This window comes from Vibrio sp. A37 (genome assembly GCF_059777565.1).
Map to the genome: position 1 here is coordinate 88,308 of NZ_JBLNLI010000011.1, position 13,896 is coordinate 102,203.

A 13,896-nucleotide genomic window follows, 5' to 3' on the forward strand; every position below is an offset into this window, starting at 1 on the left:
AGGAATAACAAAAACCAAGATGGCAATGAAAAAGATATTGTTTGCAACGTTGTTAGCAACGAGTGTATGTGCAAATGCCGCTGATAGTGTAACGAGCTCTCATGCTCCGACTAATATAGAAAATTTCGTCGTTAAAGACATCAAAATAGAAGGTTTGCAGCGTGTTACGCTTGGTGCAGCACTTTTAGAAATCCCTGTTCGTGTTGGTGACAAGGTTGATAGTCAAGATATTGCCGATATCATCCGTTCTATGTATGCATCAGGTAATTATGAAGATGTACAAGTTTATCGTGACAATAATGTCCTCGTTATCAAGGTACAAGAGCGACCAACCATTGCTAGTATTTCCTTTTCTGGCAATAAAACCATCAAAGACGAGCAGCTCAAGAAAAATCTGAGTGCGTCTGGAATCAGTGTTGGTGATGCTTTGGATCGCACGACACTATCCAATATTGAAAAAGGTTTAGAGGATTTTTATTACAGTGTTGGTAAATACAACGCAACAGTTAAAGCGGTTGTAACGCCTCTTCCACGTAACCGTGCTGATCTAAAGTTCGTCTTTACTGAAGGCCCTTCCGCGCAAATTGAACAAATTAATTTAATCGGCAATAAAGTCTTCTCAGATAAGACTCTGCTCGAGCACTTTAATCTTAAAGCAGATGTTTCTTGGTGGAATTTCTTATCAAGCGACAAATATCAAAAGCAAGTACTAGCCAGCGATCTGGAGTCTTTAAAGTCTTTCTATCTAGATAGAGGCTATTTGAAGTTTCAAATCGTTTCGACTGAGGTGTCTATCTCACCCGATAAAAAAGGTGTTTATATTACTTTGGTATTACATGAGGGCAAACCTTGGACCGTTAACAAGGTTGAGCTTAGAGGTAACCTTGCTGGAGATAAAAGTAAATTTGAAGCGGCGATTCCATTTAAGTCTGGAGAAACTTACAACGGCTCTTTAGTCACCCGATTCGAAAATACGATAAAGAAAGAGCTAGGCCAATCAGGCTACGCTTATCCGAAAGTCCAGACGATCCCTCAGTTTGATGAGAAAAATCATCAAGTGACACTGATTGTGAGCGTAGACCCTGGCAAACGAATGTATGTTCAAGATATACGCTTTACGGGTAACACAGCGACAAAAGATGAAGTACTAAGGCGTGAAATGCGTCAAATGGAAAGTAGCTGGCTGAATTCTAAAGATGTCGAAACAGGTAAAACAAGGCTAAATCGTACTGGTTTCTTTAAAACGGTTAATGTTAAAACTGAACGTGTGCCTGGCAGTACAGATAAGGTGGACGTTGTTTACGATGTACAAGAAGCGAACTCAGGCAGTGTAAACTTCGGTGTTGGTTATGGTACGGAATCTGGCGTCAGTTTCCAAGCAGGTGTGCAACAAGACAACTTTCTAGGTACAGGGAATAAAGTTGGCATTAACGCGATGACCAATGACTATTCAAAGAACGTGACGTTAAGCTATACCGATCCATATTGGAACCTTGATGGTGTAAGTCTAGGTGGTAAGGTTTTCTACAACGAATTTGAGGCTTCCAATGCTGGTATCGTTGACTATACCAACAACAGCTATGGTTCTAGCTTAACTTGGGGTTTTCCAGTCGACGAATTGAATAGACTGGGGCTTGGGGTTGGCTATACTCACAATGACATTGGTAATGTTCCGACCTATGTTCAGGCAGAGCAGTTTGCTAAGAGTATCGACCAATACGGTAATAGTAATCTTATTACCAACGACTATGATGTGAACTTCACTTGGACAAGAAATGCACTGGATAAGTCTTATTTCCCTACTGCGGGTAACTATCAAAGTGCGTCGTATAAAATTACCGTTCCAGGATCGGGTGCTCAATACTTTAAAATGCAGTATGATGTGCGCCAATACGTACCATTAACGAGAACACATGACTTCACTCTGTTGATGCGCGGACGTTTAGGGTACGGGAACGGGTATGGTAAGACGAATGGCAACGATAATTTGTATCCATTCTATGAAAACTTCTATGCAGGTGGTTTCTCTACACTACGTGGATTTAGCTCTAACACTGCAGGTCCGAAAGCGGTTTATGCAGACTATTCGACCTCAAATAATGGAGACTACTATGTGACAAGTGACTCTACAGGTGGTAACGCGACATGGCTAGCCAGTATGGAACTCATTGTACCAACCCCATTCGCATCTGATGAAGCTCAAAGTCAAATACGCACCAGTGTCTTTGTCGATATGGCGAGTGTGTGGGACACAGAGTTTAGTTACGATCCGTCGCAGGTAGTATATGGAAATCAGTATTACTACGATTATTCAAGTCCATGGAATTATCGGGCTTCAACAGGGGTAGCGCTACAGTGGATGTCTCCAATGGGGCCATTAGTCTTTGCTGTTGCAAAACCTCTGAAAAAATATGAAGGTGATGACGAAGAGTTCTTCACTTTCACAATCGGTAGAACCTTCTAACCAAAGGAAATAATTTTGAAAAAATTACTTAAAGCCGCTGGCATTAGCCTACTTTTACTGACTTCTTCATTTTTTGCTAATGCTGCCCAAGCTGCTCAAAAAATTGCGTATGTGAATACTGCGCAAGTTTTCCAAGCGCTACCTCAACGAGAGGTGATTGCGAAGCAAATGCAGCAAGAGTTCAAAGACAAGGCTGCTGAGCTACAAAGCATTAAAGCTCAAGCTCAAGAGAAGATTAAAAAACTTCAGCGTGATGGTTCTATTATGAGCCAATCAGACGTTGAAAAGCTTCGAATTGAAATTAGTCAACTAGAATCTACTTATAAGATTAAAGGTCAAGCACTCGAGCAGGAATCTCAACGTAAAGAAGCGGAAGAAAGACAAAAGCTTCTAACGACCATTCAGTCTGCAGTTGAAAAAGTGGCGAAGAAAGATGGCTACGATATGGTTGTTGATATTCAAGCGCTACGCTACGCTAGCCCTAAATATGATATTACTCAACAAGTTATCAAGGCACTTAAGTAATCACAAATATGCAACAACTGACACTTAATCAATTGGTCAATATTACTGGTGGTAAACTTTACGGTGACGAGAATGTCACCGTTACCATGGTTGCTCCAATGGACAAAGCGGGAGATGGTCATGTGACTTTTCTCTCTTCGGCGAAATACGCCAAGCATCTGCCGGACTGTAAAGCTAGCGTAGTCATGGTAAAGGAAGCACAAAGAGAACTGTGCAACACAAATGTAGTGGTTGTCGACGACCCTTATGTTGCTTTTGCCAAAGTTGCCCAAGCGCTAGATACAACACCTTCTCCTGCGACAGACATTGCTCCTTCAGCTGTGATTGATGATTCCGTAGAAATGGGTGAAGGTATTTCTATTGGTGCAAATGCTGTCGTGGAGTCCGGTGTCAGTCTCGGTGATAACGTGGTGATCGGCGCTGGTTGTTTTATCGGCAAGAATGCAAAAATTGAAGCAAATACTAAGCTTTGGGCCAATGTAACCATCTATCACAATGTACAAATTGGTCAAGATTGCCTCATTCAATCGAATGCGGTGATTGGCTCCGATGGGTTTGGCTATGCTAATGAAAAAGGCGAATGGATTAAAATTCCTCAGCTTGGCTCTGTTATTATCGGTAACCGAGTCGAAATTGGATCTTGCACAACGATAGATCGGGGTGCACTAGAAGATACAATTATCGAAGATAATGTGATTCTCGATAACCAAATGCAAATTGCCCACAATGTGCATATTGGCTATGGTACGGCGATGGCTGGCGGCACAATAATCGCGGGTAGTACAACGATTGGCAAATATTGTGTTATTGGCGGAGCTTCTGTACTCAATGGCCATATAGAGATTGTAGACGGTGTCACTATTACCGGTATGGGTATGGTGATGCGTAGCATCACTGAAAAAGGTATATACTCTTCTGGTATCCCGTTGCAGACGAATAAAGAATGGCGTAAAACAGCGACTCGTGTTCACCGGATCGACGAAATGAACAAGCGCCTAAAAGCTGTTGAAAAGCAGCTTGAAAATAAATCTGACTCTTAACAGAGCACATTATAGGACGGCTCGCAAAATGCGGGCCTTTTTCTTTTAAACTCAGGCCCTGTCTCGCATTGACGCTTTGATCGTTTCAGCGACACTCGCATCTTCTTGTTGTTTGGGTATATAATGCGCGCTATTGAAAAATAAACGAAATATTTTGCATAGGAAAATGACTTTGACTACTGAAAATAAAACGATGGATATCACGGAGATACAAGAACTTTTACCTCATAGATATCCTTTTTTAATGATAGATCGCGTTATTGATTTCCAAGAGGAAAAGTATCTTACCGCTATTAAAAATGTTTCATTTAATGAACCTCAGTTCACCGGTCACTTTCCAAAGCTACCAGTATTCCCTGGAGTCCTGATTCTTGAAGCTATGGCACAAGCAACAGGACTACTTGCATTTAAATCTTTTGGCGCTCCTGCAGAAAATGAGCTTTACTATTTTGCAAGTGTTGATGGCGCAAAATTCCGTAAACCAGTCACGCCTGGCGATCAACTTGTGATAGAAGTTGAGTTTGTAAAAGAACGCAGAGGCATTGCAGCGTTTAACGGAACAGCAAAAGTAGACGGCGAAGTTGTATGTTCTGCAGAGCTGAAATGCGCTCGTAGAGAGTTCTAATATGATTCATGAGAGTGCAAAAATTCACCCTAGTGCTGTCGTAGAAGATGGTGCAAAGATTGGGGCGAATGTTGTCGTTGGTCCATTTACCTATATCACCGAAAATGTTGAGATCGGTGAGGGTACAGAAATTATGTCGCATGTGGTCATCAAAGGCCATACGACTATTGGTAAAGACAATCGTATTTTTCCACAAGCGGTTATTGGTGAAGAAAACCAAGATAAGAAATATGGTGGTGAAGATACCAAGGTAATCATTGGTGATCGCAATGTTATCCGAGAGAGTGCTCAGATTCACCGAGGTACCATTCAGGATAAGCACCAAACAGTAATCGGTGATGATAACTTGTTATGTGTTAACGCACACATTGCTCACGATGTCATCATTGGTAACCATACCCATATAGGTAACAATTCTATTTTGGGTGGTCACGTAACGGTTGATGATTATGCTGGTGTGATGGCTTTATCGGCAATTCATCCGTTTTGTCATGTCGGTGCTTACGCTTATGTTGGTGGCTGTTCAGCAGTAGTTCAAGACATACCAGCCTATGTACTGGCTCAAGGAAATCACGCTTCTCCTTTTGGTTTGAATTTAGTTGGACTTAAACGTAACGGCTTTGAAAAACCAGAGTTGCGTGCTTTACAAAAAGCATACAAAGAACTTTACCGCTCTGGCAACACTCTTGAAGTCTCTATGCCCCTATTAAAAAAGATGGCGCAAGATTGGCCCTCAATTCAGCGTATTATCGATATTGTTGAAAACAGTGAACGTGGTATCATCCGCTAATCTGTGACGAATCAAAATAAAAAGATCGCCACTTCGGTCGCGATCTTTTTTAATTTCTTGGGATAGCTAAACGGACTCTATGGGAAACCCATGAACAAACCAATAACAATCGGTATCGTAGTCGGCGAATTGTCTGGAGATACTCTGGGAGAGGGGTTGATCAAAGCCATCCGACAGCAGCATCCAGATGCTGAATTCGTCGGAATTGGTGGTCCGAAAATGATGGCATTGGGGTGTCAATCGCTATTTAATATGGAAGAGCTCGCAGTGATGGGCTTAGTTGAAGTACTTGGCCGATTACCGCGGTTACTTAAAGTTAAAAAGCAGCTAGTCAAATATTTTACTGAAAGCCCCCCCGATGTTTTTATTGGAATTGATGCCCCTGACTTTAATCTACGTTTAGAACGAAACCTCAAAGATGCCGGAATAAAGACGGTTCATTATGTCAGTCCTTCAGTTTGGGCTTGGCGTCAGAAAAGAATTTTTTCTATTGAAGCGGCAACTAATTTGGTTTTAGCCTTTCTACCGTTTGAAAAAGCTTTTTATGATAAATTTAATGTGCCTTGCGAATTTGTTGGCCATACACTCGCTGATACAATTCCTTTGCAAACCGACAAGCTGCAAGCGCGAGAGAAGCTCGGTATTGACCAAGATAAAAAGTGGCTAGCCGTATTACCGGGAAGCCGAGGTAGCGAGCTGAAGATGCTTAGCGAGCCCTTTATACAAGCATGTAAAACGATTCATAGGAACGATCCTGAGCTCGGTTTTATTGTCGCGTTAGTCAATTCGAAGCGAAGAGAGCAGTTTGAAGCTGCATGGAAAGAGTTTGCTCCTGAGCTCGATTTTCACCTTGTAGACGATACCGCACACAATGTGATCGCGGCTGCTGATGTTGTCATGCTGGCTTCAGGTACTGTTGCTCTTGAGTGTATGTTACTGAAAAGGCCAATGGTGGTAGGCTATCGAGTTAACGCAATTACCGCATTTATCGCCAAACGGCTGGTAAAAACAAAATATGTATCACTGCCAAATATTCTTGCCGATCAAGAGTTGGTCAAAGAGTTCTTACTTGAAGAGTGTACACCTGAAAACTTGAGTAGCGAAGTGCTTCGCCTCTTTGGCTCGGACAATAAAGAAATGATAGTGAAGTTTACTGAAATGCATCATTGGATTCGAAAAGGTGCCGATCAGCAAGCAGCAAACGCGATATTAAGCTTAACTAATCGATAAATAAATTATGGCAAAAAAAGCAGTCATTCAAGACTTCCCTCCATTTGAATACCCAAGTGGCGTAAAGTTGATAGCAGGTATTGACGAAGTGGGCCGTGGCCCTCTCGTTGGTGATGTCGTCACTGCTGCTGTTATTCTCGATCCAGCTCATCCAATTGAAGGGCTAACGGACTCAAAGAAGCTTTCAGAAAAAAAACGCCTTACCCTGTTTCCTGAAATCAAAGAAAAAGCACTCGCTTGGGCAATTGGTCGATGTTCACCAACTGAAATCGATGAGCTTAATATTTTGCAAGCAACTATGGTTGCGATGCAAAGGGCTGTTGAAGGTCTATCGGTTCAGCCAGAGTATTGTTTGATAGATGGCAACAGAGTGCCCCAGCTCACAATGGCTGCACAAGCTGTAGTAAAAGGTGATTTGCGGGTCGCGGAGATCAGTGCAGCGTCTATTCTTGCTAAGGTTGTACGCGATCAAGAAATGATGGAGTTGGATAAGCAGCACCCAGAATTTGGTTTTGCCAGCCATAAAGGTTATCCAACTAAAGCGCACCTAGCTGCTATTGAGGAGCATGGTGTAATAGAGCAACATCGAAAAAGCTTTAAACCCGTTCAGCGAGTTCTAGATTCAATTTAATGTTATCAAGTGAAGCCTTCAGGATTTAAAATATGTCGGAACCTAAATTCATTCATTTAAAAGTCCACAGTGATTTTTCGATGGTTGATGGCCTTTCTAAAGTACCACCGCTGGTTAAGAAAGTGGCTGAGATGGGTATGCCTGCGATGGCATTAACTGACTTTACCAATTTATGTGGCCTAGTAAAGTTTTATGGTGCAGCGCATAACAATGGTGTAAAGCCGATTATCGGGGCTGACTTTGCAATGCAGTCACCCGAGTTTGGTGAGGAGCTAACTCAGATAACGGTATTAGCGGCTGATAATCAGGGGTATAAAAATCTTACCTTACTGATATCAAAAGCCTATTTGCGCGGTCATATTCAGCACAAGCCAGTTATCGATAAAGAGTGGCTAGCAGAGCTTAATCACGGGCTGATCGTTTTGTCTGGCGGAAAAAATGGCGACATTGGTAAAGCGCTTTTAAAAGGTAACCATCCACTTGTTGAGCAGTGCACCCATTTTTATACGACACATTTTCCAGAGCGTTTTTACTTGGAGCTTACTCGAACGGGAAGGCCCGATGAAGAAAGCTACTTACATTTCGCCTTAGAACTGGCGGAGAAGTATGAACTGCCCGTTGTGGCAACAAATGATGTCGTTCTTCCTAGTAAAGAGTTATTTGATGCCCACGAAATTCGCGTTGCTATTCACGATGGTTACACGTTGGATGATCCAAGGCGGCCGAAAAACTACTCTGATCAGCAGTACTTGCGCAGTGAAGAAGAGATGTGCGAGCTGTTTTCTGATATCCCAGAAGCATTAGAAAACAGTGTCGAGATAGCTAAGCGATGTAATGTTACGGTTCGTTTAGGTGAATACTTCCTTCCAAACTTCCCAACAGAAGGGATGAAAATCGAAGACTTTTTGGTGAAAAAGTCTCAAGAAGGTTTGGAAGAAAGGCTTGATTTTCTATTTCCAGATGCTGAAGAGAGAGCGAATCGTCGCCCAGAATATGATGATCGCTTGCAGATTGAGTTAGATGTTATCAATCAGATGGGGTTCCCAGGTTACTTTCTTATCGTAATGGAGTTTATCCAGTGGTCAAAAGATAACGATATTCCTGTAGGTCCAGGGCGTGGTTCTGGTGCGGGTTCCTTAGTCGCCTACGCATTGCAAATTACCGATTTAGATCCACTGGAATACGACTTACTTTTCGAGCGTTTCTTGAACCCAGAACGTGTATCCATGCCCGATTTCGACATCGATTTTTGTATGGATAAGCGCGACTTGGTTATCGATCATGTAGCTGAAATGTATGGCCGTGATGCGGTTTCCCAGATTATTACCTTCGGTACAATGGCTGCAAAAGCGGTGATTCGAGATGTGGGTAGGGTACTTGGCCACCCATTTGGCTTTGTTGATCGAATATCAAAACTTGTACCGCCAGACCCAGGTATGACTCTGGAAAAAGCGTTTAAAGCGGAACCTGCGTTGCCAGAGCTTTATGACAACGACGAGGAAGTCAAAGAGCTCATCGACATGTGTCGTATTCTTGAAGGTTGTACGCGAAATGCAGGTAAGCACGCGGGTGGGGTGGTTATCTCACCAACAACTATTACTGACTTTGCGCCAATCTATGCTGATGCTGAAGGTCATTTTCCTGTTACGCAGTTTGATAAAAACGATGTAGAAACCGCTGGCCTCGTTAAATTTGACTTCCTTGGCCTTAGAACGCTGACTATCATTGATTGGGCATTGGGCTTAATCAACCCAAGGCGGGCAAAAGAAGGAAAAGAGTCTCTCCGTATTGAGTCAATTCCACTCGACGATGCCAAGTCATTTAAATTACTACAAAACTCAGAAACGACCGCAGTTTTCCAGCTAGAATCCCGTGGTATGAAGGAGCTAGTCAAACGCCTGCAGCCTGATTGCTTTGAAGATATTATCGCACTGGTTGCCTTGTTCCGTCCCGGTCCGCTCCAGTCCGGCATGGTAGATAACTTCATCGACCGTAAACACGGTCGGGAGCCTGTTTCTTATCCGGATGAAACTTGGCAGCATGAATCGCTGAAAGATACGTTAGACCCAACTTACGGCATTATTCTCTATCAAGAGCAGGTAATGCAGATTGCACAGATCTTAGCGGGTTATACGTTAGGCGGTGCGGACATGCTTCGCCGTGCAATGGGTAAGAAAAAGCCAGAGGAAATGGCTAAGCAGAGAGCAATTTTTGAAGAAGGAGCGATCAAGAATGGCGTAGATGGCGAACTCGCCATGAAAATCTTTGACTTGGTAGAAAAGTTTGCTGGCTATGGATTCAACAAATCTCACTCTGCTGCATACGCTCTAGTGTCTTATCAAACTCTGTGGTTAAAAACGCATTATCCAGCGGAGTTTATGGCTGCGGTAATGACGGCTGATATGGATAACACTGAGAAAGTCGTTGGCTTGGTGGACGAATGTTTCCGCATGCAGCTGAAGGTTCTACCACCAGATATCAATAAAGGTTTGTATCGCTTTAATGTCGATGAAGCTGGCGCTATTGTGTATGGTATTGGTGCAGTTAAAGGAGTGGGTGAAGGTCCGATCGATGCCATCTTAGAGGCACGAAATAAAGATGGTCACTTTAAGGACCTATTTGATTTTTGTGCTCGAATCGATTTGAAAAAAGTCAATAAACGTGTGATTGAAAAGCTTATTCATGCTGGGGCTTTGGACAGGTTAGGTCCTCACCGCGCAGCTATGATGGCATCGCTTGACGACGCAGTAAAAGCGGCCAGTCAACACCACCAGGCTGAATCTTTTGGTCAGGCAGATATGTTCGGCGTACTAACGGAAGCGCCAGAAGAAGTTGAGAATAAATACGCTCAAGTGGAACCTTGGCCAGAAAGAGTATGGCTCGAAGGTGAAAGAGATACACTTGGACTCTATTTGACTGGCCACCCAATTAATGAATATATCAAGGAACTTAGTCACTACACTAGCTGTCGACTAAAAGATGCAACACCAACTAGAAGAGATCAAACCGTTACCGTTGCTGGCTTAGTTATCGCAGCTAGAGTCATGACCACCAAACGAGGAACGCGCATTGGTATCATGACTTTGGACGACAGATCGGGCCGAATGGAAGTAATGTTGTTCTCAGATGCGTTAGAAAGGTATGCAGAACTGTTAGAAAAGGATAGAATTCTAGTCGTTTCTGGACAGGTCAGCTTTGATGATTTCAATGGTGGCCTTAAAATGTCCGCGCGCGAGGTTATGGATCTCGGAAGCGCACGTGAAAAATACATCCGAGGTTTGTCGATATCGATAAATCACTCCCAGATTGACAGCCACTTTTTTGAACGTTTTGGTCAAATACTGGAACCACACAGAGCTGGTTCAGTGCCTGTTAATGTCTATTACCAACGCTCAGATGCAAGGGCGAAGTTGACGTTAGGAACGGAGTGGAGAGTAACACCAAGTGATGTGTTGCTGGATGAATTAAAACAACTACTGGGCAAAAGCCAAGTAGAACTCGAATTTAACTGATTCTCGATAATATAATCGAGCGGAAAAGGATCGATAGATGAGCCTAAACTTTCTAGAATTTGAAAAGCCAATTGCGGAACTTGAAGCAAAAATTGAAGCTCTTCGCGGCGTATCACGTCATGGCGGTGAAGCCGCAATTGATCTAGATAAGGAAATTGAGCAGCTTGAAAAGAAAAGCTTAGAGCTAAAAAAGAAAATCTTTAACGATTTAGGTGCATGGGAAACAGCCCAACTCGCTCGTCACCCGCAGCGCCCATATACTCTAGATTATATCGAAAACGTATTTACGGAGTTCGATGAGCTGGCAGGTGATCGTGCTTTTGCTGACGACAAAGCGATTGTTGGCGGCATTGCGCGCCTAGAAGGTCGCCCTGTTATGGTAATCGGCCATCAAAAAGGTCGTGAAACAAAGGAGAAAGTGAAGCGTAACTTTGGTATGCCTAAGCCTGAGGGATACCGCAAAGCGCTACGTTTAATGAAAATGGCTGAGCGCTTTAATATGCCAATTATCACTTTCATTGATACGGCTGGTGCTTACCCAGGTGTAGGCGCTGAGGAGCGTGGCCAATCTGAAGCAATAGCAACGAATTTGAAAGTGATGGCTGGATTGAAAGTGCCAGTTATTTGTAACGTTGTTGGTGAAGGTGGCTCCGGTGGTGCTTTAGCTATTGGTGTTGGCGACTACGTTAATATGCTTCAGTATTCGACTTACTCGGTGATTTCACCTGAAGGGTGCGCATCTATCCTATGGCGTGATGCTGAAAAAGCGCCACAAGCCGCAGAAGCCATGGGCCTTGTTGCGACTCGCTTAAAAGAGTTAGAGCTTATCGACGAAATCATTGAAGAGCCACTAGGTGGAGCGCATCGTGACTACAAACTTATGGCTGAGAACATGAAGAAAACACTTCTTGCTCAGCTGAAAGAGCTGGATACGCTCACTAAAGATGCTCTCCAAGAGCGTCGTTACCAGCGTCTAATGAGTTACGGTTATTGTTAATCCGCCTCAAGTGTTAGAAAGGGTCGACATCGTTCGACCCTTTTGTTTTTTTACTCAGCTATTATTTTTGATAGAACGGCAATAAGATTACCTTATAGTTCCGAGATGCACTGGAAAGTTATGAGCGATTTATATCCAGCATTCGCTGAAAAATTAGTGAAGCAACTAAAATCAGACACCAAGTTTGTTTTAGCTTTTAGCGGTGGGGTAGATTCTCGGGTCCTTTTGGAGCTTCTTGCGCAATTTCGCAATAAGCACTCGGTAAATTGTATTGCGGTGCATGTGAACCATGGGCTAAGTAATAGTGCCGAAAACTGGGCTGCTCAGTGTCAAACCTGGTGTAATGAACACCAAATCCCTCTCTATATCGAAAGCGTGACTCTTGATCTATCCACGGGTGAAAGCCTAGAAAAGTTGGCTAGAGATGCTCGATATCAAGCTCTAGGGCGCTATATCAATGATGAGGATGTGCTACTGACTGGTCAGCACAGTGACGATCAAGTTGAAACCTTCTTTCTAGCCCTCAAAAGAGGCAGTGGTCCAAAAGGCTTGGCAGCTATGCCCGCCATGAAAAATTTTGGCAACGGGATTATCATGCGGCCTTTGCTTGATGTGTCTAGAGCCCAGATAGAAGAGTTTGCCAGCAAACATAAGCTCGATTGGGTTGAGGACGAAAGTAATCAAGATACGCGATTTGATAGGAACTTTATCCGACACCATATTTCTCCAGTATTGAATGAGCGTTGGCCTTTCTTTGCTCAATCTATTCGTCGTAGTGCTAGTCTTTGTGCTGAACAGGAAGCTCTGCTAGAGGAGCTGCTAGAAGAGCCTTTTAATGCGTTAGTAGACGAAGACAACTGTATCGATATTGAAGGACTGTCACTTTGTAGTGAAAGAGCTCGTATTCAGTTATTGAGAATGTGGATTGCTCGAAGCGGTGAATTGATGCCTAGTCACATCCAAATCAACAAAATATGGTCGGAAGTCGCAAGGGCAACTAAGGATGCAAACCCTCAGCTCAATACTACTGGTGCTCAGTTTCGTCGTTTTGATAGTAAATTATATTTGTTGAAGCCAATGGAAGACGTGTCAGAGTGGCAAAGCCATATTCGCTTTAATGATGCTGTTGAGTTACCTGACAATTTGGGTAATCTTCTTCTCAAGAAACACACTTTAGGTGCAAATATGTCCATTCCAAAAGTAAAACAGAGCGAGCTGAAGATTAGCTTTGATCCAGAGGGATTGTCTGCCCATCCAGTAGAAAGAAATCATAGCCGTAAACTAAAGAAACTATTTCAAGAGTATAAAGTTCCGAGTTGGTTAAGGCGAAGAACCCCAATATTAATGTGTGAAGGACAAGTTGTAGCAGTGGCTGGGTTGTTTATTGACAAAGCTTTTTATGGTCAAGAGTGTGAGCTCATATGGGATAAAGGATTGAAATCTGTGTGACACTGAAATGGTTGACACAAGTTAATGCATTAGAAGGGCAAAACAAGAAATACTTAACGGCCTCAGTGAGGCCATATAAAAATGAGCAATAAAGTGGCGGAATGTCGGCGGCAATGTAAGCACAATCGGCTTTGCTGCCTAAGAAAGGATATAGAAGAATCTTGCAGCATATTACGCGGATTTAAAATAAGACGCTTAGATAGTTGATATGATTTAGGTTTAATTCTAACTTGCTAATATATAAGGAATAAAAATGAAGAAAGTTGAAGCGATAATCAAACCTTTTAAGCTAGATGATGTTAGAGAGGCACTGGCGGAAGTTGGTATTACGGGGATGACTGTGTCTGAGGTCAAAGGTTTTGGCCGTCAAAAAGGCCATACTGAGTTGTATCGTGGTGCCGAATACATGGTTGATTTCTTGCCAAAGGTAAAGTTGGAAATTGTTGTTGCCAGTGATGTATTAGATCAATGTGTAGATACTATTATTGAAACAGCACAAACTGGAAAAATTGGTGATGGTAAAATCTTCATTACTGATATCGAGCGTGTCGTTCGTATTCGTACTGGTGAAGAAGATGAGGAAGCCATTTAGAGGCATAGATATTAAGGGGCTTTGTATATGCCCCTAAACGT

11 protein-coding genes are annotated in these 13,896 nt (G+C 42.9%); all 11 read left to right on the top strand.

Annotated features, from left to right (window positions below):
• Positions 1 to 19 precede the first annotated feature (19 nt).
• The 11 genes from bamA to glnB all read left to right on the top strand — a co-directional run bounded on the left by bamA (position 20) and on the right by glnB (position 13,855).
• Positions 20 to 2,464 carry an outer membrane protein assembly factor BamA gene (gene bamA, locus ACM2FC_RS17465; protein WP_498482254.1) on the top strand — a complete coding sequence of 815 codons (2,445 nt, stop codon included), beginning with the start codon at positions 20 to 22 and terminating at the stop codon, positions 2,462 to 2,464.
• 15 nt (positions 2,465 to 2,479) lie between these two features.
• Entirely contained in the window at positions 2,480 to 2,989 is a 510-nt protein-coding gene (locus ACM2FC_RS17470; protein ID WP_498482255.1) for an OmpH family outer membrane protein, read from the top strand.
• Between the two features lie 8 nt (positions 2,990 to 2,997).
• Positions 2,998 to 4,029 (top strand): UDP-3-O-(3-hydroxymyristoyl)glucosamine N-acyltransferase, encoded by a 1,032-nt coding sequence (gene lpxD / locus ACM2FC_RS17475; RefSeq protein WP_498482256.1) that lies wholly within the window; start codon positions 2,998 to 3,000, stop codon positions 4,027 to 4,029.
• A gap of 172 nt (positions 4,030 to 4,201) precedes the next feature.
• Positions 4,202 to 4,654: a 3-hydroxyacyl-ACP dehydratase FabZ gene (gene fabZ / locus ACM2FC_RS17480; protein ID WP_498482257.1), complete on the top strand. Its 453-nt coding sequence runs from the start codon at positions 4,202 to 4,204 to the stop codon at positions 4,652 to 4,654.
• 1 nt (position 4,655) lies between these two features.
• The gene (gene lpxA, locus ACM2FC_RS17485; protein WP_498482258.1) at positions 4,656 to 5,444 is read left to right on the top strand and encodes an acyl-ACP--UDP-N-acetylglucosamine O-acyltransferase; all 789 of its coding nucleotides are present in this window, start codon (positions 4,656 to 4,658) and stop codon (positions 5,442 to 5,444) included.
• Positions 5,445 to 5,534: 90 nt separating this feature from the next.
• On the top strand, positions 5,535 to 6,674 hold the full coding sequence (lpxB, locus tag ACM2FC_RS17490) for a lipid-A-disaccharide synthase (protein WP_498482259.1): 1,140 nt from the start codon (positions 5,535 to 5,537) through the stop codon (positions 6,672 to 6,674).
• A 7-nt stretch (positions 6,675 to 6,681) separates the two neighbouring features.
• The gene (rnhB, locus tag ACM2FC_RS17495; protein WP_498482260.1) at positions 6,682 to 7,305 is read left to right on the top strand and encodes a ribonuclease HII; all 624 of its coding nucleotides are present in this window, start codon (positions 6,682 to 6,684) and stop codon (positions 7,303 to 7,305) included.
• A 32-nt stretch (positions 7,306 to 7,337) separates the two neighbouring features.
• Complete coding sequence (gene dnaE, locus ACM2FC_RS17500) at positions 7,338 to 10,817, top strand: DNA polymerase III subunit alpha (RefSeq protein ID WP_498482261.1); 3,480 nt, start codon at positions 7,338 to 7,340, stop codon at positions 10,815 to 10,817.
• Between the two features lie 37 nt (positions 10,818 to 10,854).
• Entirely contained in the window at positions 10,855 to 11,814 is a 960-nt protein-coding gene (accA, locus tag ACM2FC_RS17505; RefSeq protein ID WP_498482262.1) for an acetyl-CoA carboxylase carboxyl transferase subunit alpha, read from the top strand.
• Between the two features lie 120 nt (positions 11,815 to 11,934).
• On the top strand, positions 11,935 to 13,263 hold the full coding sequence (gene tilS / locus ACM2FC_RS17510; protein ID WP_498482263.1) for a tRNA lysidine(34) synthetase TilS: 1,329 nt from the start codon (positions 11,935 to 11,937) through the stop codon (positions 13,261 to 13,263).
• A 253-nt stretch (positions 13,264 to 13,516) separates the two neighbouring features.
• Positions 13,517 to 13,855 (top strand): nitrogen regulatory protein P-II, encoded by a 339-nt coding sequence (gene glnB / locus ACM2FC_RS17515; protein ID WP_237362753.1) that lies wholly within the window; start codon positions 13,517 to 13,519, stop codon positions 13,853 to 13,855.
• Positions 13,856 to 13,896: the final 41 nt, after the last annotated feature.

Coding starts and splice junctions, on each gene's coding strand:
- bamA (WP_498482254.1), top strand. CDS start 20: ATGGCAATGAAAAAGATATTGTTTGCAACGTTGTTAGCAACGAGTGTA.
- lpxD (WP_498482256.1), top strand. CDS start 2,998: ATGCAACAACTGACACTTAATCAATTGGTCAATATTACTGGTGGTAAA.
- lpxA (WP_498482258.1), top strand. CDS start 4,656: ATGATTCATGAGAGTGCAAAAATTCACCCTAGTGCTGTCGTAGAAGAT.
- lpxB (WP_498482259.1), top strand. CDS start 5,535: ATGAACAAACCAATAACAATCGGTATCGTAGTCGGCGAATTGTCTGGA.
- rnhB (WP_498482260.1), top strand. CDS start 6,682: ATGGCAAAAAAAGCAGTCATTCAAGACTTCCCTCCATTTGAATACCCA.
- dnaE (WP_498482261.1), top strand. CDS start 7,338: ATGTCGGAACCTAAATTCATTCATTTAAAAGTCCACAGTGATTTTTCG.
- accA (WP_498482262.1), top strand. CDS start 10,855: ATGAGCCTAAACTTTCTAGAATTTGAAAAGCCAATTGCGGAACTTGAA.
- tilS (WP_498482263.1), top strand. CDS start 11,935: ATGAGCGATTTATATCCAGCATTCGCTGAAAAATTAGTGAAGCAACTA.
- glnB (WP_237362753.1), top strand. CDS start 13,517: ATGAAGAAAGTTGAAGCGATAATCAAACCTTTTAAGCTAGATGATGTT.